We start from the raw sequence: 26,072 nt of genomic DNA on the forward strand, positions 1-26,072 counted from the left end.
GCCAGCAGTACGTTCAGCTCAGAAAGGAAACGGATCCCTTTGTTGACGCCGGAGGTAACGGAAATGGTCGCCATAATCACCGACAGTACAATCAGCCCGGCCTGCGCCGTCAGTCCTTCTGGCACGTCGAACAGCACCTTGAGGCCATAATTGAGCTGCACCACGCCAATGCCAAGTGTGGTGGCGATACCGAAAATGGTCCCCAGCACGGCGGCAATATCCACCGTATGACCAATCGGACCGTTAATGCGCTTGCCAAAAATGGGGTAGAGCGCAGAGCGGATGGTCAGCGGCAGGCCATAGCGATAGCTGAAGTAACCCAGCGCGATCCCCATCAGGGCATACATCGACCAGCCAGTCAGACCGTAGTGGAACAGCGTCCAGACCATCGCCTGACGCGCCGCTTCCATCGTCTGGCCCTGACCTTCCGGAGGCATCATATATTGCGTGACGGGTTCCGCGACCGAGAAGAACATCAGGTCAATGCCTATCCCGGCGGCAAACAGCATTGCCGCCCAGCTCATCAGGCTGAACTCGGGCTTCGACTGCTCCGGCCCGAGCTTGATCGAGCCAAAGCGTGAACAGGCCATAAACAGCACGAAGACGATGTAAACCGTGGCTGCCAGCAGGTAATACCAGCCAAAGGTATTCGATACCCAGTCAAGGGTGAGATTGATCCAGCGATCGGATAAATCGGTGAAGAAAATAGTGGTCAGGGAAAATAGCAGGATGAGGACGGCTGAGGTGTAAAACACCACCGGATTAATACGATCTTTTTGAGGTTTTGCAGGTATTTCGATTGACGGCATAATGTCTCCGCAAACAGTGACCAGAAAAATAACCTGAAGTCCGCTCTGCGAAGCGCGCATTAGCGCATACTGGGTAAAATCCGCCGTATATCCGCTAATTACACTGGGAGAACTCTCAGGTGATGAGTGGTGTAACTTTCTGATTTTATTGTTTTAGTTTTTCTGCAATTGGCCCCCTGACGGTAAGTTTTGGGTAAATTTGAGCACCGATGATAAGTTTTATTGATTGAGCATTCAATTAAAAAAAACTTTAGCGTCTCATTTTTGGCTATTTTTCGGCAGAAAATCGGCAAGTCTGGGCGATATTTTTCCGTTCAGTCTGGTGATTTATCGTCGTCAATTTCCTGCCTTCACTCCGTTTATTCTTTATGAGAATTAACTTATAACCACGTTAATATTGCGGTTATATCCTCGTGTCTATTTTTAATGAATTTTATCATCAAGCTTCAATCCGGTCCCACAAGCAATAAAGCCGAAGAGGATAATGACAAAACATATTGTTATGTTATAACATATCAAAAATAAATGGTGTGCCGTCAGTTTTCACACTGTCTTTATCGCGGTTTTATCAGTCTGTAAGGATGTTCCAATGTCAAATATCAATCTTGCGGCGGACAGCCGTCTGCCGGTCACCGTTCTCTCCGGCTTCCTGGGTGCGGGTAAAACCACGCTGTTAAATCACATCCTTAATAATCGTGAAGGGCGCCGCGTAGCCGTGATCGTCAACGATATGTCGGAAGTGAACATTGACGCTGCGCTGGTGCGTGATGGCGGCGCTGAACTGTCGCGCACCGATGAAAAGCTGGTTGAAATGAGTAACGGCTGTATCTGCTGCACGCTGCGCGAAGACCTGCTGCTGGAAATTAACCGCCTGGCGCGGGAAGGGCGTTTTGACCAACTGGTGATTGAGTCCACTGGGATCTCCGAACCGCTGCCGGTGGCGGAAACCTTCACTTTCGAGGATGAGAGTGGGGAAAGCCTTTCCGCCGTAGCGCGGCTCGATACCATGGTCACGGTGGTCGATTGCTATAACTTCCTGCACGACTACGAGTCATGTGACAGCATTCAATCGCGCGGAGAATCGCTGGGCGAGGGCGATGAGCGCACGGTTGTCGATCTGCTGATTGAACAGATCGAGTTCTGCGACGTGCTGGTGCTGAATAAAACCGACCTGATTGATGCCGAACAGTGTGAACGGCTGTTTGCCATTCTGCGCAGCCTGAACCCCCGGGCGCTGATAGAAACGGCGAGTTTTGGTGCTGTCCCGTTGGAGCGCGTGCTGAACACCGGTCTGTTTAACTTCGCCGATGCCGCGCAGGCGCCGGGATGGATGCAGGAGTTGCGCGGCAGCCACGTACCGGAAACCGAAGAGTATGGCATCAGCCATTTTGTCTGGCGAGCGCGCCGTCCGTTCCATCCTCAGCGCTTCTGGGCATTATTCAGCAATACGCTGCCGGGCGTGGTGCGTTCGAAAGGCTATTTCTGGCTGGCTTCTCGTCCGGCTTTTGCCGGTAACTGGTCACAGGCCGGAGGCGTTTCGCGTCAGGGACTGGCAGGAAGTTGGTGGGTCAGCGTGCCGCGCGAACGCTGGCCACAGGATGAGGAGTCGCTGTTGGAAATAATGCGTAACTGGCAGGACGGCATCGGCGATGCGCGCCAGGAGCTGGTGTTTATTGGTATGGAAATGGATGAAGAGTGGCTTCGACAGCAGCTGGACAGCGCATTATTGAGCCATGCTGAGATGGCTGCCGGTCCGCAGGCGTGGGTCGGAATGGCCGACCCGGTTCCGGAGTGGTTTAACTGACTTGCTGCCAGGGATGGCATCAACGCCCGGCAAAACCATCAAGGTAAGCGCCAGAGGCTTCAGTAATGAAAATGTGAACTCTTCTTTTACCTGCCGGAGAGGTGATGGTCTGGTTCACGAACGTCTCCTGTTTTTGCAGCCTGTTCAGTGCTTCATCGTGATACATCGCCGCCGCTTTTTTCTCGGCCTCGCTGCGGCTCACTCCTGCCTGACGATCTTTCGCCCCCATGTCGTAGAACTGAGCAAATACCGGTGTCATGGCTTTGATGGTATCGGACGTTTTGGTGTAGAAGTTCGGATCGAAATCCTTCTTCGTTTTGAACACATAACTTTTGGCATGAGCTTGCGGACTGGGAAGGTGATTGTTGCAGCCGGATAAGAACGGGAACAATGAAGCGACAATCATGGCGATGAGTGTACGAGGCATAACATTTCCTTTTGAGGGTGTAACATCCTGTTTATAAAACTGTTGCACTGCTGATTCTGACGCAAAATTTCCTCCAGATACAGTTATTTTCACCTGCTGCTATGATGGCGGAGATTGCATAACGCCTTTACGCTCAGTATGGTGTGCGCAATTTTCTGACAGAACCGGAATGACCATGACCACTCACTCTTCAAAAGATCCTCTGCACGGCGTCACGCTGGAAGCGCTGGTCACCGCGCTGGTTGAGCGATATGGCTGGGAAGAACTGGCGCAGCGCATCAGGATCAACTGCTTCAAAAGCGACCCGAGCATCAAATCCAGCCTGAAATTTTTACGCCGCACGCCTTGGGCGCGCCAGGAAGTGGAAGCGCTCTACATCGCCACGATAAGTGAGCCTGAAGCCAGTGAGGAATCTCAGGATAACGATCCCTGGGCCAACGCGAAAAATCGCCCCCGTTCGTAATCAAGCCTCGTAAATACATGAAAGGGCTCTCCTGTCTCCTATTTTGTGACATCCGCACTGTAGGAAGACCACCTCAGCATGGGCACCAGCGCTGCTGCGTGAGCAGGTTGCGACCTGGACTGACGATCGCTGGCTTGCACCTGAGATTGCCAAAGCAGCCCTGCTGATGAAAACGCAGTCGCTAGCGGCCTAACCGTTTAATGTTGTCATCCATCCGCGCCTGCAGGGTACGCAACGTTTCCCCGGTGATTTGGCCGGGGAACATATCGCCAGCCTTCAGCGCAAAGCCCGCTGCCACATCACAGCACTTCGCAATAATATTACCCGCCTGCTGCGAACTCAGCTCGGCTTCCTGCTCAGCAAGCGCCAGGAGATGTTCACGGCCAATCTGTAACGCTTCGCCCATTACGTCCATTTGATGATAACCACCCGGTCCCTCGCACCAGGTGACATCGTAGGCCGGTGCCAGCTGCCACTGGCCGTTGTGCGTCATGGTGTAAGCAAAATTTTTCGGATGATCGTCGCGGTTATTGAACACGATATTGAACACGACGCGCTCAAAAGCCAGGGCTTTCTGGCGTACGTCATTGGTACACAGCTGTGTTGCACGCAGGAAGCTGGTGTAATCCAGCGCGCCGGGTACTTGATAATTGGCCCCGGTGTAGGCCGCAAGGCTCTGCATCGGCACCCGCAATCCGTTTTGGCGGTCAAACCGTTTTGAGGCAAACGCCGCCTGACCATTGGGCAAAGAGAAATAAGCGGTGTCAGGCGTATCGATCTGACACTCGCGCAGGCACTGTGCATACACCGCCTCGATCGCGCACACTTCAGGATGTTCCTGGCGGGCGGGAAATTTAATCAGCCAGGCCTCCAGTTGTGCAGAGGCGGCAGTGGTGAAATGGCCGCTGGCCGGATCGCGGTACAGTAGCGCTTTCGGCCTCGCACCCTGAGGCGACCCGCCCATCTGGAGTAGCCGCTGCAGAAATGCGCCACCTTCGCCGTCCAGAACTTCCTGAACCTCCGTCGCCAGCTTCGACAGCGTAATATCCTGCGCCAGGGCAGCAGCTTCCGATTGTGAAGGTTCAAACGACATTGCCCCCATCGCATTGCTACCGATGTAAGTCAGCCGTTCAAGCGGGCCAATGCGCGCTGCATTCAGCCCGCGCTGGCGAAACAGGCGATCCATTAGCAGCATGCCCCAACCATCGGGCAGCGCATCGTAAACCGGGCCGGGTAAGCCAAGCTGATGCGCGGGGAAATCTCTGCGCAGCCGCGGCCCTTTTAGCGCCAGGCGGAGCGACGAAAGCTCCAGTCCGCGCCGCGCCGCCTCTTCGCTGTATTCAAACATGATCAGCGGGCGACCGGTTAACGCGATCGATGACACCAGCGTTCCCCACTGCCATCGTTCATCCCAGCCCTCGTAGTAAACATCGACTTTACTGACCATGGGTTGAACTCCTTTTTACGCGCTGGCGTGCAGTACTCTTCTCGTAACGCAGAAGATCGTCGATGCTGTCGATCTGAGGCATAAACAGCGCCTCCAGCTCTTTCCCGCGCCCAAGCACCATCGCCACCCGTACCAGATTTTCAAACCCCACGTTGCGCCCGGCTTCGAGGTTTGACACCGTATTGACGCCAATCCCCGCCCGCGACGCGACGTCGGCCTGCGTCATCTGCTGCGTCAGGCGCTCTTTGCGTAGCCGCTCGCAGAGCAGCTTAACAACTTCGCCGGGTTTACTAAGGGTTAAATCCATCATAATAATGCTTATCTTTAAAATATGAGGTTAATACACGTTATTATAGAGTTAAGTAGTAATTGTGGCAAAGCGATTAAATCCATAATCATGGGGTTAAACAGCTTAATATCGATACAAACTATGAAATTATGGAGTTAGTCGGTTGGCGAAAGCTGTTTTACAGGGAATGGTGCAGTTTATCAGGTGCGCGGTAAAAGCCCGTTCTTCAAGGAGGGGATGATGTCAATTCGCTGGTTGATTAAGCGCATTGGCGGCGGGTGAGCAGAAATAGTAGCCTGCCCATTTCCATGACCGAACTCGCGTTATTAACAATATCTTGTTTATCATGGACCGTTTTTTTGTTAGTTATCTGCGCCTCAGCGATCGGTGGAGAGTGCGCATGGAACGAAGCAAGATGCTGTCGCTGCTGACAGTCTGTTCACTGTTGATCGCCGCCTGTGCGCCGCTGCCGCTTTCTCAGTCTGCCGACCAGTTTTTCTCCGCGCTCGAACAGGCTCCGGCTAGCATAGCGATCCCGCTCAGCACGCTGCAGCAGCTGGACCCGTTGCTATTACGCCCTTCTTCACTTTATCCCGACTTTGACGACTTGCCATTACCGGTATTGTCGGCGTTGTACCATTATCAGCAGCGCTGTACCGGGTCACTTCGTGAGGTACCCAGGGCGAGCCGTCAGCTGGCGCTGGCATTGTGTCATGACACGCTGCTTACGGCTGACTGGTTTGCCGCACATCCCGTCTCTCCGCTCGGAGGAAGCAACGCCTGGTACTACTTGCAGCGCCACCCTGAGCAGCGTGCGGCGCTGGAAAAGGTGCTACACGTGCGGGAAAGACCGCAGGCGCTGGGAGGCATTGGCCTGCTATCTGATGAGAACCTTGATGCGCTGGCAAGTGGGCAGGGCTGGCTGATGCAGAACGGCACGCTGTGGCGATTACATCATCAACAGTGGCTTCTATACGCGCCCCAGGTCTGGCAGCCGCTAGCCAGACGCGCAGGAATAATATTACTTGCTGCTGGCGGACGTTGTGATATTGCCCTGAGCACGCTTTGCATCATACCAGGCGTTGAGAGCAGCGCAGCCTGGCGATCGTTACTGACCGGTGCGGCAATCATGGCGTCTGTATCCCTGATCTGGTTTGCCTGGCAGCGGCGACGTTTGCAGCAGCGGCATCGCTTTATCCTGCAGATGCTGACGCATGAACTGCGCACGCCCATCGCCCGCCTGGGCAACGTGGTGGAAGATTTTCGTCGTGATTTCGACACTCTGCCGCTGCCTGCACAGTCCGGTTTTGCCGCGCTGGCGGATTGCGTGCAGCGCATGCGGCAGATGGCTGAAGCCAGCGAGCACTATCTGACTGGTGACAGTCGGCGGAAGGTGCTGGAGGCCCCCACCGCGCTGTTACTGAGCGAATGGCTTAGCCATATAACGGGATGCTGGCCCGGGCTGACGTTTTGCCTCGCCAGCGATCGCCGGGTCGCACTGCCAATATATTGGGTCACCCTGTGTCTGAATAACCTGTTGGATAATGCTTTTTGCCACGGACGCGCCCCGGTTCGTCTGAGCGCAGAGTGGGATAAAGGGCGGCTCACTCTGCGGGTGACGGATTCAGGTTCACTGCAGTCACCGCGTTTACCCCACCTGGGGCGGTCTCTTTCAGCGCAGTCCGGGATGGGCCTCGGACTGGCGATTGTCAGACGCATTATCTGGCGACTTAAGGGGCGCCTGACGCTCAGCGGGCCACCTACCACCTTCACTCTGGAGCTGCCTTGTGACAAGCAATAATACGCTGTTGCTGATAGAGGACGATCTTGCACTGGGTGAGGGGTTGACCTCCTTCCTGCGGCAGGAAGGGTTTATCTGCCACTGGACGCGCGAAACAGCAGCGGTATCGCACCTGTGGAATCTGGCCGGGCTGGTTATCCTCGACCGGCAGTTATCCGACGGTGACAGCCTGCGTTTTCTCCCGCGATGGCTGGCAAAAAAAGCGCTGCCGGTGATTGTGCTGACCGCTCGCGCCAGTATTGATGACCGGGTTGATGGCCTAGAAGCCGGGGCCCGTGACTATCTGACTAAACCTTTTGCGCATGTCGAACTGCTGGCGCGCATTCGTGCCCAGCTGCGTACATTGGGCGAGGGGCAGCTGACGGTCGGGGAACTTCAGCTTTTCCCATCAAGGCAGGCCGTGATTTGGCGAAAAAGAGAGGTCACCCTGACGGCAACGGAATTTTCACTCCTGTCAACGCTGGTGCATATGACCGGACGGGTGTTTACCCGTGACGAACTGCTGAATCAGGTCTGGGGCTACCAAAGTTTTCCCTCGACCCGCACCGTGGATACCCATATTTTACAGCTGCGGCAGAAGCTGCCGGATATCGCTATCAGCAGCGTGCGTGGCGTCGGTTATCGTCTGGAAAAACTGCCTTGATGCGTCCGTTTCTAACGTTTATCGCCGGGCTGCTTCTCCCCACTGGAATCGCAGCCGTCACGCTGCCCGCCACGCCGCTGACACCGCTCTATCACGCGCTTCTCACTAAGCGCAGCGATCTGGCCTGGCAACAGCTGCTTATCAGCTGGCCTCAGATGAGTAGTGCGGCGCAGCGTGATGCATGGCTACAGGCGCTGGATGCATTGATCACAGTTCAGTGTGGCAATGACCTGCCGGTAGCAATCCCGGACTGGCTGGATCACCCTTCGTTGTCGCTGATCCAGCGCGATATGCCCCTCAACCGTATTTACCGGGTGCAGCTGAGTGGGAACAGCCCGTCTCGTCAGTTACGTGTCGTGCTCTCTTCCCCGGACGGCAGGGATTTAATGGCGGGAGCTGAGCAAGAATATCACGGCAGTGATGGGTTCAGCATTCAAAGCCAGGACCTGAATAAACCGTTAGCCGCCGGTATCTATCTGCTGACGGTGCGTTCCGGCAGTGAAATGTGGCAGCAGCCGCTGGCTTTACAGGGCAGCAACCGTCTTAACTGGATACAGCTTCAGCAGGGAAAGATTAAGCTGCATCCCCCGACAGTAGCGGCTGCCTGCCCTGCTCCCTGGCTGGAGCAGGCACTGTTAAGGCGCGATAGCTTTGCGCAGGTAGCGTGGCATCGCAGCGATGACCTCCAGCTACATAACTGGCCGCCGCGTGATGATGCAGAAAATTTATGGGGCACTGCTTCCGTGATCCGCGTGGAAGCGCGGGGCGGGCTCACGCTGCGTTTTGAACACCGCATGGCCGGACCGCTACTCACGCTGAAAAACTGAGGGCGCGGGCATATTCTGACATTGCTCTGACAATTCGGCTTCCGGCGCAGGGGATACTGCCTCTCATCATTTCAAGATAAGAGAGATAACGATGATGAAAAATCTGCGCGTATCGCTGTGCCTGGCCCTGTTGCTCTGGGGAATACTGTCTGGTTTCTCGCGTGCCGCCGATGAGATTACCTTCTGGGACAGCCCGCGTTATGGAGGCAACAGCTTTAACCGCCTGCCGCCGGACAAGGCCTATTTTGCTGCATTACGTGGCTACGGTGCCAGCTGGGTACGTTTGTCCTATGACAAATGGCACCCCCAGCAGCGTGACTTTCTGATGGGCGATGCTGATCATTATCGGGGGCTACAGCCTGCGGATCTCAGCACGCTGAAGGCCACGCTAAAAAAAGCACATGATTCAGGCCTCAAAGTAGTCATCTCCCCGCTGAGCCTGCCCGGTATGCGCTGGTCGCAAAATAACGGGGGGAAATTTGATGACCGTCTGTGGCAGGACAAAAGCTACTGGAAGCAGAGTGCGGCTTTCTGGCGCGACCTGGCTGCGGCGCTGAAGGATATTCCCGGGGTGGCAGCCTACAACCTGATTAATGAGCCCGCACCAGAAAAGCGTGCCGGGCTTGCCGAACACGCCGGCATCGAAGAGATGCAGCGCTGGTACCAGCATCATCAGGGCAGCGCACGCGATCTGCCGGCATTTTATCAGATGCTGATTAGCGCTATTCGCGAAGTAGATCCGCTTACGCCTGTCATGGTAGACGGTGGTTGGTATGGTGCAGCTGATGGGTTTGGCTACTGGCCCGCGGCGTTGGACGACACGCGTGTGCTGTACAGTTTTCATATGTATGAACCCTACGCCGCCACCAGTGGGCCAAATCTTAAGCGCAAAAAACCGTACTCGTATCCCGGTGTGGTCCCCTTCGGTACGGGGAAAGAGATGTGGAACGCGCAGCGCATAGCACAGTATCTGCAACAACCTTTTATTTGGGCTGAACAACAGCATATACCGGCCAGCCGGATGGTAGCCGGAGAGTTCGGCTGTATCCGCATGCTGCCGGGATGCCAGAAGTACCTGGAGGATGTGTTGCAGGTACTGGATATAAAGCAGTCGCACTGGGCCTTTTACAGCTTCCGCGAAGACAGCTGGGATGCCATGGACTACGAACTCGGCAAACGTAAGGTGCCGTGGTCATACTGGCAGGCGATGGAGCAACATACTGCGGACACCTTAGCGCGTCATCCGGGGCCTGAGTTTGAACCCATTCGCCGGCGTCTGGAGCACGGCAGAGTAAAAGCTGGCCCGAAATGAATTCATAAGATGCCGGCAGATGAGCAGAGCTGGAAATAAGCACGACATCGTTGCTTTGGACTGACATACTGTTGAGGCTAGTTTTAAATGTCCGGGTTTTAGCTAAATTGAAATGTCCGTCAGGTCTTGCCGAATATATCCTGGCTGCGGGTCTATAAGTCAGCAAGTGCTTCAAGCAAATCAGTTTCATTCAGGAAGCGCTGTGACTTCTTCGCCGGATCTTTTTTCTGTCCTCTGCGACTGGGTCCACTGCCCGATGGTACCGAAAGTGAACGCGTGCTGTCGCGCTTTTCCTGAACCCGCTTAGCCACGGCCAGCGCGTGTCCCAGCCGCTTATTCTCAACGATGGCACCCTGATCGACTTCCGCCAGGCGGTCATAAGCAGAGCAGGGAAGTGCAATGCCATTTGACCGAAGCTCAATTAGCACAGATGCCGGTGATGTTCAGCTCGTTCATCGCGCGCCCGAACTGCGTCTGTCCGTCACCGCCAGCCGCATTTTTGTTGTTAATACGAAAAATGCTGGCTTTGTCGCTGTAGAATGCCAGCGGCTTACCGTGCTGCTCCAGATAGCCGCGCGTGGCGTCAAAATAGGTGAACGTGGACTCAGACTTTACGAAGTGGAGCTGCATCAGGCGACTGGTCGCGTCATCAACGTAGACCAGCAGCGTGCAGGCCGGTCCGCGTTCCTCAAACCAGCGGTGATCGCAGCCGTCGATCTGTATCAGCTCGCCAACGCAGGTGCGACGATACCGCGGCTGCTGGATCCTCGGCGCACGCATTTTCCGGGGGATCCAGAGTCCGGCTCGTACCATCAGCTGACGCACGGTCTCTTAAGCCAGCACAACGTCATGGAGTTCGGCCAGCTTCTCGCAGGCGAGCGTCGGACCAAAGTCGGCGTAGTTATCGCGGATGATGCCCAGAGCAAGTTCAGCAAGGCCAGGCAGAAGCTGGCGATTACTACGCAATCCACGGCGGCGGTTCACCAGTGCCAGTGGCCCGGACTCGCGATAACGCGCAAGCAGACGCCGGCAGTGACGATCCGTCAGGCCAAGTCGTTGTGATGCAAGCGAAGTAGTGAGCCTGCCATCAATGACATCCTGCAGGATCTTGAGGCGGTTAACTTCATTCATCGTAAAGCACTCCGAACCGTAAGCCGTCATTAGTTGCGTCCTCAGCGGGGTTCGGGGGCCGATGATGTAAAAAACCACTCTAACGAAGTAATTATATGAAATATGGGTATTTATTTGGCAATTCACTATTAATAGAATTCCTCCTCTCCGAATGGCTGAAAACCGGAGCTGTTTTAAGATCGGAGGCATTCCGGATACGTTCCAGCTTCTGGGAACTTAATCGACGTGATGCGTGGGATAATCTATATAACCTGCATCTCGCCCAGTATAGAACGTATCTTTATCAGGAATAGCTATCGGCCACCCATTTTTCATGCGTTTAACGAGATCTGGATTGGCTATGAAAGGACGCCCAAATGCAATTAAGTCGGCAAACCCCTCTCTGAGTGCCATTTCTGCACGCGCCTGTGTATAGCTGCCTGCGACGATAAGAGTTCCCTCGTAGGCCTCACGAAACTTTGTTAGAAAACCAGCAGGAATGGCCTGAGCTCCGAGAGATTCCTGATCGCTCAAATGCACATATGCGAGATGTCGACGACGCAGTTCGATACCTAAAGATAACCAGGTATCCTGCTCATCATCAAAGCTATGCATATCCTGCAGGCGGCCAAAGGGTGCAATACGGATACCTGTCAGATGACTCCCGATGGCTGCAGAGATAGCATCCACAGTTTCCAGCGTAAACCGCAGACGATTGGCAATATTACCGCCATAACGATCTGTTCTGTCGTTAAGTCCACCATTGATAAATTGCTCGAAGATGTAGCCGTTAGCTGCGTGGATCTCCACTCCGTCAAAACCCGCCTCGATGGCATTTTTAGCTGCCTGAACGAAATCCTGTGTCACCCGCGGGACTTCATCCGTTGCTAATGCGCGGGGCTGGCTGTGAAATACGCGTACAGACTGACAGTTATCACCAGGAATGTGAGTGGTGCAGCCTTCTGCAACGCGTGAGACGGAGCTGACCGGGGCCTGCCCATCAGGCTGGTGAGCAATGTGTGAGGAACGTCCTACGTGCCAAAGCTGGATGAATATTTTCCCACCCTGCGCATGTACTGCCTCTGTCACCTTTTTCCAGCCCTCTATCTGTTCGTCAGTGTAAATTCCCGGCGTGTAAGCCTGTCCACGGCCTTCCATTGAAACAGGTGAACCTTCGGAAACAATTAAACCTGCTGTTGCGCGCTGGCGATAGTAGGTGACCATACTGTCAGTGGGAACAAGGTCATAGGCCCGCGATCGGGTCATTGGTGCCATAACGACACGATTATTAAGCTTTATTCCATTCATTGTATAGATATTTAGCAACTCGCTCATTCTGTCTCCTGACGCCATTTCATGGTAAACATCTGTTAGCAACGATCTTAACCTTATTTGAAGGCCATGATTACCTGGGCAAAAAGCCCCTCAGTGTTGAGATAAAGGAACCAATATTTGTGACGGCACAACTCAATGGCGTACAGGAATTTACTGAAGTCGTCAGAAAAGGCAGTTTCGTTGCTGCTGCTGAGGGTTTAGGCGTGACGCGCTCTGCACTCAGTAAAAGCATCAAGCGTCTGGAAATCCGCCTGGGGGTTCGCTTACTCAACCGCAGTACGCGAAGCCTGTCGCTGACGCCGGAAGGTGAGATCTATTTCAATCGCTGCACTGCTGCTCTGGATATGATTTCAGATGCTGAAAGCATCATAGAGGCGGGGATAGTGGAGCCGTCTGGACTGATGCGGCTGACGGTTCCCGTGGCCTTTGGGCATCTTTTCATTATGCCCTTACTCAATATCATGGCGTTAAAATACCGGACCCTGAACATCGAAGTTGATTTCAGCGATCGGGTTCGCGACCCGGCGACAGACGGCTTTGACCTCGCGCTGAGGCTTGGCCCCCTGCCTGACTCAGGTGATTTGGTTGCCACCCGCCTGGGCGAGCAAAGGCTTACCATTTGCGCCTCTGAGGGCTATCTTGAACGAGCAGGCACCCCCATTGATCTTCGTGAGCTTTCATCACACAGATGCATTTCAGGGTTACCGTCAGACGGGCAAACTTACTGGCTAATCCGGGGTAAAGAGGGACACGTTGTAAGGCATGTTGTTTCCTCAGCCTACCGTTTTAATAATGGTCAAGCCATGCTGGAAGCGGCTATTGCCGGATGTGGGGTGACGCAACTTCCGGACTGGTTATGCGGTGATGCCATCAAAAAGGGGCAGCTTCGTGCAATTCTACCCACATTTCAGGCACCGCCCACCCCCATTTCTGCAATTTGGCCCAGGACTCACACGGTCCTTCCTAAAGTGAGAGCCTTGATTGAAGAACTGAAAAAAGAGTTGCCGGCACGCTTGCCGAGCGCGCAGCGTTCATCTGTTGCGCGGTAATGCGGTATCAATACCGGATACATCGTCTGTTGAAAGCCAGCCTGGATTATATTCGCTCCAGCATATTGACCAACGATTGTGAGAATCCTTTTCCATTCCAACCCGGTAATGCGCGCCGTAGATTTCGCGCCCCCCTGAGTCGTGTGTTTTCTCCGCGATAATCCGGCCTATTATCAGGAAGGCCGACTGACGATCGGGCTGGATACATACTTTCAGCGGTTCACCATAATGCTGCATCCAGGGCCACGGAAGCCGGAAGGCTTTCATTGCGGCAATAATATTCCGCCTCCCTGATATGTAGCCCAGGGGGGTAAAATTACCCGCAGCATTTTCACTAAAGCATGTGCTGAAAAGTTTGAAATCTGCCTGGTCCAGCGCCCACGCATAGCGATACCAGGTATCGATGACCCCCTGTTCTTCACTCGTATCACGGTGGTTTTCTGGCACAATATTCCAGGGGGCGTCAAGTTCACTGATGATGGCGACTTGCGGAAATCCCTGATGCCAGCCGGATTCTTCAGCCGGTAGCAGCCATCCCGATAAAAACTGCCTTGCACCTGAAGTCCAGGTTATTTGCAGGTGAAGAGTATGGATAACAGGTTGGGACTCATCTGTGCCTGCCCTCATCACGACCGTCCCCCCAAACCGCACCTGGTTATGACGTCCGGAACCTTTGCGCGAAGCCTGCCCGTGCAGGTATGCACTGGCGACGTAATCTTTATCGTTCCGGCGCTCAACGGTGTTTGTCAGCGTAACGGATACGTTGTCCAGGTCAGCAAAGTCATTTTGCAAAAGGGCGGCGACATTTTCACGGCCGGAAACTGTTCCACGATGACTGCTGACTAATCTGACCGAGGGGTCCAGCCATTGGCTATTGTCTGAGCAAGCATTCCCTGACCAGGTTTCACAAAAACTAATCAGGCTCTGCACCGAAGAATGAAATGAACTGTTCATTTATTGTCCTGCGTTTATTCAGAAGGAAACTCGGGTAACACGAATTCTGCCATTTCAGCCATCACCTCGGCTGCGGGCCGTGTCAGCGGTTTCAGATTTAACGCAACGTGGTTTACCCCCTGGCATTCCTGCTCCTTCCATAGCTTTATCAGCGCATTGCGGCCGACAGTGATGCCATTCATCAATCTGCGAAGCGGGGCGTCAGGGTTAGCATCGAGGTCAAAAAAGGTGGCATAGCCATAAGGTCTGAAACGATTGTCGTCGTAACCGTCACGCCAGAATTCAAGTAGCTCCGGGAGCGTTGAGAAGTCACTCAGATGCCATATCCATCCGTCGCTTTCCTCCGCTATCCAGCTCAGGTCCTGCCGTGCCCGCCCTACCACAATCATCGGAATGCGGAATTTAAACGGTTTAGGAACAAGATCAAGATTGCCTGAAAGCTTGCCGTAAAACGCCGTTTCAGCCACTGGGAAGGACCTCTCACTGACGGTTTTTATCAGACTAAACGCTTCCCGATAGCGTTCGGCACGGTTATCGTAATCGGCTCCAAACGCAGGGTATTCAACAGCACGATCGCCGCTGGACAATCCCAGCAGAAGCCGCCCACCACTTAGCTGGTCCACCGAGGCTGCCTGCTTCGCCAATATAATCGGGTCCCGCAGGGGTAACACCATACCGGTAGTACCCAGCGTTATGCGTGTAGTTTGAGAGGCAAGAAATCCGAGGTAGACCATAGGATCCAGCATCTGTCCGGTGTCACCAAACCGCGGGTCATAAAAGGGAACATCTCTCATCCAAAGAGCGGAAAAACCAGCGTCATCAGCATATTTTGCCAGCGCCTGATGATCCTGCAGAGTCGGGAAAGGCGAATCCGGATAACCTTCAAGTGGCATAATAAAGCCAAAGGTCAGGCGGCCCGGGCGGAATACGCGCTTATAGGCGCTGTGTGAGTCAAGATCCGGCGGATAAGTAAGTTCTGTATGTAAATGGGGCATTTTCACTCCTGATGGGCGCGGTCAGCCGCGCCCGTTATTCAATTCATCATTGATAATTACTTCGCGGCATCCCGTAGAGCCTGCTTAATAAAGACGACTGAGCTCTCCAGGGCCTGTACCGCTTCTGGCTGCAGTGTGGAGAAGAAATGCCATGCGTGAAACATACCTGGCCAGACTTCCAGATTTACGCGAACGCGGTGATCACCCAGGTGAGTGGCCAGACGCATCGCATCGCTTAGCATCAGTTCGTTTTCACCAATCTGAACCAGCACCGGCGGCAGACCCGTTACGTCGGCAAACACGGGAGATGCCATTGGGTGATTAGGTAACGCACCGCCCAGGAAGGTGCGTGCCAGGAAATCCAGACCGGCCTTGGTGTTTAGCGGATCGAGGCTTTCCCGGTTGGTCATGGATACGCCCGTGTGCTCAAGGTTGGCCCATGGGGAAATAGAAACACCGCCAGCCGGAAGCGGCAGGCCTTTGTTGCGTGCAGCAACCATAACGGTAACCACCATCGCTCCGCCCGCAGACTCACCCGCCAGTATGATTTTGCTGGCGTCAAATCCCTGTTCAATTAACCACTCATACGCACGAACGGTATCGGTAACGGGCGTAGGGAAAGGATACTCCGGCGCCAGACGGTAATCCGGCATGTAAACCCGTGCGCCCAGCATGCTGGCGTAGTTACCACCAATGCCGTGATAGCCAGCAGGTTCACCGACAATGTAAGCCCCGCCGTGGATGTACATAACGATGGCATCAGTTTCAAGGTTGTCGGGGGTTACCAGCGTTCCCGGCACGCCCCCCATGTCGACTTCAGAAAAAATCACACCGGCAGGTGCAGGATTTTTAGCCAGCATACGTGTATAGGCGTCACGCACCTCGCTCATAGGCGTTACGGTATCCTCACCCGTAAGGATTGGGCCCAGGCCAGCCAGGCTTTCTGACCATTCTTTTACGGCTTGTTTGGTTTGTTGATTCAGCATTTTTATTCCTGTTTGTATTTGCACTAAAAAGTAACAGGTGACTATGATAGGTAAATATTTGGGGAATGTGCTTCCCTTATCAGGGTACATTAACGCCCGTATTGAATGAGATAAATAAATCATGGAAATCAACAGCATTGGTGATATCGCCGCGTTCGTTGCGGCTGTTAAAGCCGGGAGTTACACCCACGCTGCGGGTTCTCTCGGACTCACACGTTCAGCCATTGGCAAGAGTATTGTCAGACTCGAAACGCGTATGGGGGTACGCCTCCTTAACCGTACCACCCGGAGTCTGAGTCTGACCGATGAGGGGAGGATCATGTTCGAACGTTGCCGACAGATACTGGATGACCTGGAAGAGGTCGATGCTGCCATGGCCATGCGCAGAGGTAAGCCAACGGGGACTCTCCGACTGAGTGCGCCGCTTTCTTTTGGGCAGCACCATATCCTTCCCGTTCTGGATGTTTATCTCAAAAAGTGGCCGGAGCTTCGTGCGGAGGTATCCTTTAGCGACAGGTTTGTCGACCTCATTGAAGAAGGCTTTGATATTGCTATTCGCATCGGTGAACCTCGCGATGACTCCCGGATTCTTACCCGAACGATTGCTTCGCAGCACATTGTCACTTGTGCATCTCCCGAATATCTGTCCTCACGGGGCGTGCCAAAAACGCCCGCAGACTTAACCAGGCATGACACCATTTTTCTTCTGAGTGCAGAAAAGAGACGAAGCTGGCGGTTTGCGACTACGGAAGGCACTTTTGTGTATGAAGGACCCGGGCGGTTAAACCTCGACAGTTCGGAAGCCATGCGGGCATCGGCAATTTCCGGATTTGGTATCGTTCACTTACCGACCTATTTGCTAGGGGAGGATTTGCGTAGCGGTAAATTAATACCCGTGCTTGAGGCGTTTCCTTTCCCTCCGGAACCTATTCGGCTCATTTATCCCAGTAAACGACATTTATCACCGCGAATTCGTGCCTTTATCGATCTGCTGGTTGAAAGCTGGGAGCAAGGCGTGCCCTGGGAATAAGGGAAATGTCCGTACAGGACTTCCAAACGCAGTTATGTGGCATTCATTTACAGGTTCCACGTCCGCTGTTCGCTCATAGAGGACCTTTACCTCGCCCGCTTCGTGCCAGTAGCTGATCAGTTGAACATCCTGAAGTCATTTGTTGTGCCGTTTTTTTGCCAATAAACTTATATCAGCCATTTCTAGAATATTTTTGCTGGAACCGTACCGGACGGCGTTAAGCATAGCGTTGCCCATTTCAACGGTAGTTAAAATTGACCGGGGAAATATAAGTCTGAGGACAGGAAAAAAGGGGGCTGCAAGCCGGTAAACAAGGCGGTAGCTGGATGTTTTAGATTCAATACCGTTGAGAGGCTGGATTACAGCAGGGCGGAACATTAAGGCCGAATCAAAACCCAGTGCCAGCAGAGCATTTTCCGTTTTTCCTTTTACCCTGGCCCACATCACCCTCCCTTTCTCGGTACTATCTGTGCCAGCTCCTGAGACATATATAAATGTCATTTTCCGGTTTGATTCAGCCAGTCTTCTGGCAATATTTAGTGTTAAATCATAGGTAATCTTACTGTACTGGCCCTCTGTCATACCTGATGCGCTCACGCCAAGGCAAAAAAAACAGGCATCATATTGTGATGAGTTATCGCCCAAGGCTTCGGCAATATCTGACGTAACAATCTGCCACAGCTTTGGGTGTTGAAGTGGTGATACTGAGCGTCCTGCAATGGTGACCGATTCAATATCCTCAGCCTGCAGACACTCACGTAATACACCCTGACCAACCATACCGGATGCGCCGTAAATCAAAATATTCACTTCCTGACTCCTGACTCCTGACTGGCCGGGGATCCCCGGCCCTCTATCGGAATTACTTCGCCTGAAAGCCACCGTCGATATTCAGAATATGGCCCGTAACAAAGCTTGCCTCGTCTGAAAGTAACCAGACAATCCCATTTGCGATCTCTTCTGGTTTACCGAGGCGATTCATCGGATGCATAGCGCTGATAACGTCTTCATTATAATTTTCATCATTGCCATCCAGCTGAGCGGCAATGATATCTGTTTTGGTGGCTCCCGGTGCCACACCGTTTATGCGGACACCCTGAGTGGCATGGTCAAGAGCAGCAGATTTAGTCAGTCCTGCAACGGCATGTTTGGTGGCAGCATAAGTCCCGGCCCACGGCATGCCATTCAGACCGGCGATGGAAGCAAGATTAACGATTGAGCCATGCCCCTGTTTTACCATCTGCTGAAGTTCGTACTTCATGCAGTAATAAAGTCCCAGAACGTTGGTATCAATCATTGCACTGAATTTTGTACTTTCAGATTGTGGAATAGTCGTCGTCTCGACAGATATCCCTGCATTGTTAACGGCCATATCCAGGTGTCCAAATTCCTGAACGACATGCTCAATTAAGGACTTAACATCGTTCTCACTGGTCACATCGGTCTGGATAAATCTCACTACAGCCTCGTTTGCTGCAACAGCCTGAATCGCCGCAACAGCCTCGCGGCCTCGTTCAGCATTCCGACCACTTATAACGACAGTAATCCCCTTAGCTGCGAGTTTAAGAGCCGTTGCTTTACCAATGCCGCTAGCGCCACCGGTGATTAGAGCTACCTGATTAGTCATTACATTTCTCCAGATAATGGCAGTTTAATGAGCGAAGCGCTCAGTTGTTGTTAATACTCAGGGCCGACAAAGGTATTTTTAAGTGATTAACTGGTCAGTCATTTAAATTTCAAAAATGCAGACTAAATGCCTGTTGCCCTGTAAAACATCTCGAAACCTTTTTCTATAAACTCATTCGATTGGTCAGGGTAACGCATAGCAAAGTCAGCCGTTGCCTCTGCAAGAGACGCAAGGACTGTTGTGACAAAATCAACATCATCACAAATACCCGCTGAACTCAGTTCTCTGAGCATGACATTGGTTGCTTCAAAAAGCATAGCAGATTGCTCACGTACGTCCGCAGTAACTACACGTGAAACCGTCAGTTGCTGGAGTGTCGCCCGCTCCTGCGGACAACGACATGCCCAGCCAATATAGGCAGACCAGACATGGAAAGCCCTGTCCCTTATGTTTGCCTGAAGTGGAAAATCCTGCATCAGCGCAGCAGCCACTCCTGTTTTGATGGTCAGATAAAGCTGGTTTAACAGCGTGTTTTTATCGGGAAAATAAGTGAACAAAGACCCTGCTGAAACACCTGCTTCACGTGCTATCTGAGCCGTAGTTGCGCTAAGTCCTTCCCCGGAGATGATGCGTAATGCGGCGTCGAGGATTGCTCTGCGTTTTGTTTCGTCAAGGGGACGTGCCATAATGGAACCTTAGATGAGTGATTAGTCAATCATATATGGATGATTAAAAAAATCAACCAAGAAATTACGCCATTCTCCTTTAAAACAATGTCCGCTCCTCGCTCTTAGCTGCCCGTCAATTTGGGTTGCTCTGTCCCGGTTTTTTATTGGAAACGACCAAGTAATTTGCGAACAGGTAGTCAAGTAAAATGCGAATGGGTGATCAAGTGAATGCGAATACCCACCAGAAAATCACGATCCAGAAGCGCCGCTCGTTAAAGCTTAACAATTCAAGCATTATCGCAGGCGGGGGACAGGACAGACCGCCCTGGTACGATTAACGTCATTCTGATTTTTCTCGTTCGGAAGACGAAACAGGACTGCGTAATACGATGGGATATTATGAGAGTCTGATACACTGCGAAATTCGCGCGGTATGAAAGCGGATTGTCATTGGGGGATCCTCTCAGGGCAGCACGATCCCTGATTACAGGAATCCGTTTCGGGCATCGTCTGGCCGGAATTTTTGGTATGTCTGGCTATCTGCCTCTTGCCTCTGCTTCTTCAGCTGAGCAGCATGATACACATCGAACACCCCCTGTCTTTATCGCTCATGGAGAAAAAGACGACATCGTATTACCCGCGCTGGCAATGACAGCGCGGGATATCCTGCGAAATGCGGGGCATGATGTTACATGGAAGACCTATCCTGTTGGACGCACAGTAAGTGATGATGAACTCCATGATTTGAGCCTGTGGCTGAAGAAAGTTTTGGCTTAGTCAGATTGCACTTGTAGTGGTTTACTGAAACTGCCCACAATGGATGTTGACCAAATTCAGTAAACGACTACAAGTGCGTAGAAACCTGTCAGACGGTGTTAACTTTATGCTAACGCCGACATGACCGACGCGCTATCGACGTACTGCTCCATGGTCATAATTTTCCCATCCTCAAGGCGATAAAGGTGCGCAAATGATGCCGTCATCGCCTTGCCGGTTATTTTATAAACGCCGGAGTAAATCCCAAAAGCAGCAACATAGTTACCGTCAGCAAGAAACGTATGCGTCTTTGCCTGATAGTCTGTCCACTCAGTTGCCAGTCGCTGAAATACGTTAGCGATTATCTCTTCTGCACCGGTGTAAGTCCCTGCATAGGGGAACCCAGCCGCTTCAGTCCATGTCGCATTGGGGGACAGGACAGCAAGCAGGTTCTTTCCATTTTCTTCAGAGGTACCTTCATAAGTCGCGCGTATAATTTCCACATTACTCTTCATTATTCTATCCCCAACTCATTTCGCCCTTGGCGACTTTTGCACCAATTTGTAAAGCGACACTCATGCCAGCATCAGGATAACGTTTTGTCATGGCTGCAATCAGTTCGCTACTGTCGCTGGCCAGACTTAGCTCGTTCTCAAAAGCCAGAAGATAGTCGCGGGTATAGGTTATTGCTGAAATATCGGTAGCACCCTCAGGTAACATATGCCCTGCGATGACCGTAGTGGGATGTCTGGATGCCATGGTGTCCAGATTTTTTATCCAAAGTGCGCGACCCTCTGGACCTTGAGTGTCGGCGGTCCACACATGGGTACCAGAGAACACCAGTACACCGCCAAAAATGGCGTTAAGCGAAGGTACCCAGAGATAACGACGGTTAGCGAGGCCATCAGCATCAATAATTTCGAGGGCCTGGCCTTCGAGAGATAACGCATCCTCGTCAAATACCTCGGGCATAATGATGTCTGACAACGTTTGCGGGCCGTTGTCCTGGAGTTGTGGGCCCCACACTGCCAGTTTCTTATCAACACTTTTCTTAATGGCATCGATTGTCGACGATGCGGCAACGACACGAGCTTCCGGAAAGGCTGCTCTTACCGGACCGAGGCTAAAGTAGTAATCAGGGTCGCTTTGGCTAATATAGATTGTGGTCAGCTTTTTACCTGTTTTCTGGATAGCCTCTGCCAGCAGTCTGCCATCGGCGAGCGTAAAACCACCGTCAATAAGTACGGCTTCCTTATCGCCAGAGATCAGCACTGGCGAGCGATAAAAACCGTGCTCGCCGGCAGGAAAATGTGTCCAACTCAGGGGAATGTCCCTCCCTGCATCAGGGACGTTGGTTTGTAGTGTCATCGTATTTTTCGCCTTCTGTTAAAGTGGTAATTAGGTGAGCATTGCTTTCACCAGACGTTATGAATCCACTAACTGACGTACCCATTCATGAGGGTTTGAAAACAATATGCTTGAGTTTAGCATCCAGCGCTTTGAGCCGGATTCGGCAATAAAAGTGGGAACACCGCGTGCGCCAAATTCCCGCATTAATCGTTTCGCACGCTCAGTACGAGTATGGTTTGCTTCGAGCAAGTCTGCTGCAGGATCCAACACTTTCTTCGCCGCATTTTCCAGACCCTGAGAACTTAACACACCCGCAAGAACCGACAATGACGTGACGTCAAGCCCCTCAACATAACGAGCGTGTTGTATTGCTTTCAGCGCTTCAATTTCCCGCGAAGGGTTTGACAGTGATACTGCAGTAATCGCAAGCGTGGCTGAACCACTGTCAAATTTTTTCTGCTGGCCATGAAGCACTTTTTCGCGATAAATCTCGGAAAAAGGCTGCCCGGTGATATTAGAAATTCGCTGGTCGTTTTCCCACGCAAAAGCAGCAAATTCATTGTTCATGGGACGTGCGCCGGCATCTGAAAACAGGCCGGTTGGCATGAACTCAAGTTTAATGCCCGGAATGTCATTTAGTTCAGTAAGCACAGGTGACGCGCCGTAGCACCAACCGCAAAGCGGATCGAATAAGTAATTAAGAATCATGTTCACAGGTGCCCCCTATTTTTAAAAGTAACTCATCATAGAAAACTTTTATTGGATATTAAATACATCCATGGTAAACAGCTTGTCATCTAAAAACATACAATTGGAATGCGGTAGTGAGAAAACTGGGAAATATCAGACGCCTTGCCTACTTTGTCTCCGTGGTTGAGGCTGGCTCATTTACTGCAGCTGCCGAGCGTTTGGGTATAACTAAAGCGGTAGTCAGTCATCAGGTCGCGCGTCTTGAAGAGGAGTTGAACACCACTCTTCTTATCCGTACTACTCGTACCATTCGCTTAACGGATGCGGGAAAAGTCTTTTATGAGCACTGTGCGTCTATTCTACGTGAAACAGAGGAAGCCTTTGCAGAGTTAGACGCACTGGTGGCAGAGCCTTCTGGGACATTGAGGCTGACAGCGCCTTTTGACTATGGGATCAGCGTCGTCGTTCCAGCTATCACGGCATTCAGTCAGCGCTATCCAGACTGCAAAGTTGATGCCGTGATAAGTGATAACAAGTTTGATATCGTGGACAAAGATATAGAAATAGCCATCCGTGTGGGCTGGTTAGACGACTCACATTTGCAGGCAAGGAAAATCGGGCACTTCCGGCAGTTGCTGATAGCCCCGCGCAATATGCAGCCGCAGGTAGAAAAAATTAATAAACCACAAGATATCAAACCACTGCCTTTTATAGCCAATACAGCTCTGCGTGAACCTTCTCAGTGGCATTTCACGCTGAATGGATCTGATCAACAAAGTGTCAACGTTCAGCCCTCGATATTCATTAATAACACACTGGCGGTCCGTGAAGCGGTGAGAGAAGGTGCTGGCATCTCTGTGTTGCCGGATTACGTTGTCAGTGATGATCTTATTTCTGGCCGCTTAATTCAGGTGCTCCCAGAATGGGAACTACCTTCAGGTGAGATTCATGCAGTTTTTCCCGCATCTCGATTTCGCCCGACAAAGGTTCGCTCATTTTTAAATATATTGATGGAGAAAGATAAAGAGCGCTGATTGTGCTTATCTTTTGCATGCCAGCTTAGATTCAGGAATACGCAGCATACCGGTCATCGTGGAAATTTCAGCAAACGTAGACGTGTTTTCTTCCACGAAGATGGCAATACCAGGTCATCAAGGCTGAGCGCTCGTAAGGGAGGAGTCTTCCTCAGACGACGTGGTCGATTTCCGGGAAATTAGCATTCATAATAACATCTTTATTTTCCTTTAATATTGAGTTTACGTTTGAATTTTTCGCATTCAATTTCCGGCCATCATGCATAGATGGGCCCGGATGATAATTTTTTCCGTCTATATTATTTAGTATTTTATGCTCCGACCCATGATTTTGGCTGGCTCCTTCCCGCGAAATACGCCGATAAAGCAATACACGCACTTAAAACACTGCACAAACAAAGATAGGCATTCAGGGCTGTTTCCTGGGGGAAATGATCCATCATCACACTCAGCGAAAACGGCAGCCAGTTACCCACGTATCCCACAATGTAAAGAAGGTTTATCAGGTGGTGCCGCTGACTCTGTCTGGCGACCACATTAACGATAGTGGCGGCACCGACCAGTATTGCCCCATAGGCGAATCCTTCGAGCATCACGGCTACGAAAAGAAGGAAGGGATCCGTTGTGTATACACTGCAGAGGACGAGCAAAACCGCAGAAAGTTGGGTAACAATTCCGATTTTCAGCGACGAATAATGGTGTTTTTTTCTCATCACTATCTGGGTGATACCTGCAACCAGCAGGAATACCGACAGTGAATAGCTTACCAGCTGCACGCTGGTAACATTGAAGTAGGTGCGGGCGAGGGTGGGTCCCTGGGACATAAACGTGGACGCCATCGCCCATGAAAGAAATATGGCCATGCAGCAGACGATGACGTCCCGGAAAGAGAGTACCTTATGACCTTGAGCTTTGATATTTTTCCGTTCACCGGTTACGGGTGTACTGTGCCTGTTAATCATCAGACGACTGCCCCTGATCGCAAATACTGACGCTGTAACCAGAATAAAAAGAATTACGTAGGGAGCCTTAAGTACATAAAAACCGCGATGCACGATTTCCCCCGTAATTAATGGGCCAATAGCCTGTCCAAGGATCAACGAGGCAGAAGCCGTCAATGCCGCAGTATTACTTACTTCCGTATCAAATAATTTAATCAGCGAGCGGTTAATATAGGCCATTAAAATACCTGAACCCAGACCCGTAACAAAACGGCCTAGGATAAGTATCATAAAGTTATCTGCAAGCATCATCAGTAGTGATGACAGCAAAACGCAGGCCAGACCTGCATACAGGGGTTTTGTATACAGCTCAGGCCTGATGTTAACCCTGGCGGTAAATGCAAGCGCTAAAAGGACTCCAGCCGCGTAGACGCCAAAAACCGCCATTATTTGAGAAGCGCTGAAACCATATAAACTGATGTATACGGGATAGAGAGGAGTGGGAAGACTGCTGCTCAGCATGCCGGAAAAGAAAGCCATGGCCAGTGCCATCCCTGCATGCGATGTTTGTTTGTCTGACATAGTAATATCTTCTGTCCTGGGAAATGGATTCGTTCTGTAAAAATCCATAAAACAGTAACACGATCCCTTAGCGATGGGATTCGAGCAGCAGGAATACCCACTGTGACGTATTTTCACAGTGAGTATTTAAATATGACCTTGGGGACAAGTAGTAAGGGGCTGGCTGAAAATTCAAATGCTCCAGGGATGCAGGGCTATCTGTTTTTCCATGAATTCAATAAAACAGCGGATGCGCGGGCTGAGATGCTGCCTTTTCGCGTAAATTATATAGAGCGGCTCTCTGACAGGAGACTGGAATGCCTTCAAAAGCGGTATTAATCTTCCTTCTCTGATATCCCGGTGAACGTGAAAGTCAGCCAGGCGGACGATACCTTCTCCCTGAATAGCCAGATCTCGCAGCAAATCGCCCTGCGACAGTGAGGCAACCGGTTTAACTGGGAATATAATGCTCTGATTGTCTTCGGTGAATACCCACTGGTTCCAGTGGCTATCGAAATTAAAGTGGAAACAGCGATGCTCCATCAACTCACGGGGATGGGAGGGTATCCCGTACCTGGTGATGTAGGCCGGCGAAGCGCAGGTAATCCACTGACTCTCACCGATACGACGGGCGATACGGGAAGAACTCGCAAGTACACCACCATAAATGGCGAGATCCAGCCCTTTATCAAAGTCATCCCGGTAAACCGGCCCCGTTTCAATATCAACGTCGAGGTCGGGGTAGGCGTCAATAAACGCGGGCAACCATGGAAGGATATGATAACGGGCGAAGGTGGTCATGGTACGGATTTTCAGCTGCCCGCTGATGCGTGATGGCATATCTTCTGCCAGTGAATCAGCCTCAGACATTGCGTCAACGACTGCCCGGGCACTGTTAAGATAAACGTGCCCCTCTTCGGTCAGCGTTAACGTTCTCGTCCCGCGATGAAAGAGCCTTACCTGTAATCTCGCCTCCAGCCGGCTGATGAGTTTACTCATTGCTGAAGGCGTCAATCCGTTTGCCCGCGCGGCGGCAGAAAAATTGCCGTATTCATACGCCCATATAAATGCAAGCAACTGATTATAATTATCCATTATGTCCCGGGTTATTTATGTGAAGATGTTTAGAGCTTCCGAGGCAGGAACCTGAAAAATTTTCATTTG

The 26,072-nt window shown here is 51.9% G+C and carries 26 protein-coding genes and 1 pseudogene; 10 read left to right on the top strand and 17 right to left on the bottom strand.

The genetic code is table 11. The features are described from left to right. A partial coding sequence (locus J2Y91_RS22520; RefSeq protein WP_253539748.1) for a BCCT family transporter occupies positions 1–809 on the bottom strand: 809 nt, incomplete at its 3' end. Between the two features lie 589 nt (positions 810–1,398). Here J2Y91_RS22520 and zigA point away from each other — a divergent pair. Then, complete coding sequence (gene zigA / locus J2Y91_RS22525; RefSeq protein ID WP_133625286.1) at positions 1,399–2,613, top strand: zinc metallochaperone GTPase ZigA; 1,215 nt, start codon at positions 1,399–1,401, stop codon at positions 2,611–2,613. Positions 2,614–2,632: 19 nt separating this feature from the next. Here zigA and J2Y91_RS22530 read toward each other — a convergent pair whose 3' ends face one another. Then, on the bottom strand, positions 2,633–3,040 hold the full coding sequence (locus tag J2Y91_RS22530) for an Exc2 family lipoprotein (RefSeq protein WP_133625285.1): 408 nt from the start codon (positions 3,038–3,040) through the stop codon (positions 2,633–2,635). Positions 3,041–3,215: 175 nt separating this feature from the next. Between J2Y91_RS22530 and J2Y91_RS22535 the strand changes: the two genes are divergently transcribed. Further along, complete coding sequence (locus J2Y91_RS22535) at positions 3,216–3,503, top strand: VF530 family protein (RefSeq protein ID WP_133625284.1); 288 nt, start codon at positions 3,216–3,218, stop codon at positions 3,501–3,503. Positions 3,504–3,684: 181 nt separating this feature from the next. On the opposite strand, the gene J2Y91_RS22540 is transcribed toward J2Y91_RS22535, so the two are convergent. Both J2Y91_RS22540 and J2Y91_RS22545 read right to left on the bottom strand, forming a co-directional pair. Then, positions 3,685–4,950, bottom strand: a complete 1,266-nt coding sequence (locus tag J2Y91_RS22540; RefSeq protein WP_133625283.1) for a type II toxin-antitoxin system HipA family toxin — start codon at positions 4,948–4,950, stop codon at positions 3,685–3,687. Beyond that, complete coding sequence (locus J2Y91_RS22545; protein WP_048918046.1) at positions 4,940–5,257, bottom strand: helix-turn-helix domain-containing protein; 318 nt, start codon at positions 5,255–5,257, stop codon at positions 4,940–4,942. Before J2Y91_RS22545 ends, J2Y91_RS22540 begins: the two co-directional genes overlap by 11 nt. A 382-nt stretch (positions 5,258–5,639) precedes the next feature. On the opposite strand from J2Y91_RS22545, the gene J2Y91_RS22550 reads away from it, so the two are divergent. The 4 genes from J2Y91_RS22550 to J2Y91_RS22565 all read left to right on the top strand — a co-directional run bounded on the left by J2Y91_RS22550 (position 5,640) and on the right by J2Y91_RS22565 (position 9,822). Beyond that, complete coding sequence (locus tag J2Y91_RS22550; protein ID WP_166643231.1) at positions 5,640–7,040, top strand: ATP-binding protein; 1,401 nt, start codon at positions 5,640–5,642, stop codon at positions 7,038–7,040. Next, on the top strand, positions 7,027–7,683 hold the full coding sequence (locus tag J2Y91_RS22555) for a winged helix-turn-helix domain-containing protein (protein WP_208864925.1): 657 nt from the start codon (positions 7,027–7,029) through the stop codon (positions 7,681–7,683). The genes J2Y91_RS22550 and J2Y91_RS22555 overlap by 14 nt, the downstream gene beginning before the upstream one ends. Next, positions 7,683–8,510, top strand: coding sequence for a DUF2861 family protein (locus J2Y91_RS22560; RefSeq protein WP_133625281.1), 828 nt, complete (start codon positions 7,683–7,685; stop codon positions 8,508–8,510). Before J2Y91_RS22555 ends, J2Y91_RS22560 begins: the two co-directional genes overlap by 1 nt. 91 nt (positions 8,511–8,601) lie before the next feature. Then, positions 8,602–9,822, top strand: coding sequence for a glycoside hydrolase family 5 protein (locus tag J2Y91_RS22565; protein WP_253539751.1), 1,221 nt, complete (start codon positions 8,602–8,604; stop codon positions 9,820–9,822). A gap of 152 nt (positions 9,823–9,974) precedes the next feature. On the opposite strand, the pseudogene J2Y91_RS22570 reads toward J2Y91_RS22565, so the two are convergent. Next, a pseudogene (locus J2Y91_RS22570) lies at positions 9,975–10,983 on the bottom strand (ISNCY family transposase). 186 nt (positions 10,984–11,169) lie between these two features. After that, positions 11,170–12,267, bottom strand: a complete 1,098-nt coding sequence (locus J2Y91_RS22575) for an alkene reductase (RefSeq protein ID WP_133625280.1) — start codon at positions 12,265–12,267, stop codon at positions 11,170–11,172. 119 nt (positions 12,268–12,386) lie between these two features. Between J2Y91_RS22575 and J2Y91_RS22580 the strand changes: the two genes are divergently transcribed. After that, positions 12,387–13,316: a LysR family transcriptional regulator gene (locus J2Y91_RS22580; protein WP_133625279.1), complete on the top strand. Its 930-nt coding sequence runs from the start codon at positions 12,387–12,389 to the stop codon at positions 13,314–13,316. Here the strand turns inward: J2Y91_RS22580 and J2Y91_RS22585 are convergent. From J2Y91_RS22585 to J2Y91_RS22595, 3 genes are read right to left on the bottom strand one after another with little or no spacing between them, the layout of a single operon-like run. Continuing rightward, a complete protein-coding gene (locus J2Y91_RS22585) occupies positions 13,299–14,270 on the bottom strand; it encodes a nuclear transport factor 2 family protein (RefSeq protein ID WP_133625278.1) in 972 nt (323 codons plus the stop codon). The two genes, J2Y91_RS22580 and J2Y91_RS22585, sit on opposite strands and share 18 nt — an antisense overlap. A 14-nt stretch (positions 14,271–14,284) precedes the next feature. Further along, the gene (locus tag J2Y91_RS22590) at positions 14,285–15,265 is read right to left on the bottom strand and encodes a TIGR03571 family LLM class oxidoreductase (RefSeq protein ID WP_253539754.1); all 981 of its coding nucleotides are present in this window, start codon (positions 15,263–15,265) and stop codon (positions 14,285–14,287) included. Between the two features lie 56 nt (positions 15,266–15,321). Beyond that, a complete protein-coding gene (locus J2Y91_RS22595; protein WP_133625277.1) occupies positions 15,322–16,251 on the bottom strand; it encodes an alpha/beta hydrolase in 930 nt (309 codons plus the stop codon). Between the two features lie 121 nt (positions 16,252–16,372). On the opposite strand from J2Y91_RS22595, the gene J2Y91_RS22600 reads away from it, so the two are divergent. After that, a complete protein-coding gene (locus J2Y91_RS22600) occupies positions 16,373–17,281 on the top strand; it encodes a LysR family transcriptional regulator (protein ID WP_133625276.1) in 909 nt (302 codons plus the stop codon). 135 nt (positions 17,282–17,416) lie between these two features. On the opposite strand, the gene J2Y91_RS22605 is transcribed toward J2Y91_RS22600, so the two are convergent. From J2Y91_RS22605 to J2Y91_RS22615, 3 genes are all read right to left on the bottom strand, one after another. After that, positions 17,417–18,091 carry a Rossmann-fold NAD(P)-binding domain-containing protein gene (locus tag J2Y91_RS22605; RefSeq protein WP_133625275.1) on the bottom strand — a complete coding sequence of 225 codons (675 nt, stop codon included), beginning with the start codon at positions 18,089–18,091 and terminating at the stop codon, positions 17,417–17,419. 52 nt (positions 18,092–18,143) lie between these two features. Continuing rightward, a complete protein-coding gene (locus J2Y91_RS22610) occupies positions 18,144–18,908 on the bottom strand; it encodes a glucose 1-dehydrogenase (protein WP_133625274.1) in 765 nt (254 codons plus the stop codon). A gap of 122 nt (positions 18,909–19,030) precedes the next feature. Continuing rightward, positions 19,031–19,594: a TetR/AcrR family transcriptional regulator gene (locus J2Y91_RS22615; RefSeq protein ID WP_133625273.1), complete on the bottom strand. Its 564-nt coding sequence runs from the start codon at positions 19,592–19,594 to the stop codon at positions 19,031–19,033. 432 nt (positions 19,595–20,026) lie between these two features. Here J2Y91_RS22615 and J2Y91_RS22620 point away from each other — a divergent pair, with 432 nt between their 5' ends. Continuing rightward, positions 20,027–20,353 carry an alpha/beta hydrolase gene (locus tag J2Y91_RS22620; protein WP_166643230.1) on the top strand — a complete coding sequence of 109 codons (327 nt, stop codon included), beginning with the start codon at positions 20,027–20,029 and terminating at the stop codon, positions 20,351–20,353. Positions 20,354–20,457: 104 nt separating this feature from the next. Here J2Y91_RS22620 and J2Y91_RS22625 read toward each other — a convergent pair whose 3' ends face one another. Genes J2Y91_RS22625 through J2Y91_RS22635 form a run of 3 tightly spaced genes read right to left on the bottom strand, consistent with a single transcriptional unit; the run spans position 20,458 to position 22,390 of the window. Then, the gene (locus J2Y91_RS22625; protein ID WP_133625271.1) at positions 20,458–20,847 is read right to left on the bottom strand and encodes a nuclear transport factor 2 family protein; all 390 of its coding nucleotides are present in this window, start codon (positions 20,845–20,847) and stop codon (positions 20,458–20,460) included. A 4-nt stretch (positions 20,848–20,851) separates the two neighbouring features. After that, entirely contained in the window at positions 20,852–21,700 is an 849-nt protein-coding gene (locus J2Y91_RS22630; protein ID WP_133625270.1) for an MBL fold metallo-hydrolase, read from the bottom strand. A 57-nt stretch (positions 21,701–21,757) separates the two neighbouring features. Next, complete coding sequence (locus J2Y91_RS22635) at positions 21,758–22,390, bottom strand: DsbA family protein (RefSeq protein ID WP_253539774.1); 633 nt, start codon at positions 22,388–22,390, stop codon at positions 21,758–21,760. Between the two features lie 116 nt (positions 22,391–22,506). On the opposite strand from J2Y91_RS22635, the gene J2Y91_RS22640 reads away from it, so the two are divergent. Further along, positions 22,507–23,406 (top strand): LysR substrate-binding domain-containing protein, encoded by a 900-nt coding sequence (locus J2Y91_RS22640; protein WP_166643229.1) that lies wholly within the window; start codon positions 22,507–22,509, stop codon positions 23,404–23,406. A 311-nt stretch (positions 23,407–23,717) separates the two neighbouring features. Here J2Y91_RS22640 and J2Y91_RS22645 read toward each other — a convergent pair whose 3' ends face one another. Further along, a complete protein-coding gene (locus J2Y91_RS22645) occupies positions 23,718–24,929 on the bottom strand; it encodes an MFS transporter (RefSeq protein WP_166643228.1) in 1,212 nt (403 codons plus the stop codon). A gap of 171 nt (positions 24,930–25,100) precedes the next feature. Continuing rightward, the gene (locus tag J2Y91_RS22650; RefSeq protein ID WP_133625267.1) at positions 25,101–26,003 is read right to left on the bottom strand and encodes a LysR family transcriptional regulator; all 903 of its coding nucleotides are present in this window, start codon (positions 26,001–26,003) and stop codon (positions 25,101–25,103) included. Between the last annotated feature and the right edge of the window lie 69 nt (positions 26,004–26,072).

Source organism: Erwinia aphidicola, assembly GCF_024169515.1.
Classification (GTDB): domain Bacteria; phylum Pseudomonadota; class Gammaproteobacteria; order Enterobacterales; family Enterobacteriaceae; genus Erwinia; species Erwinia aphidicola.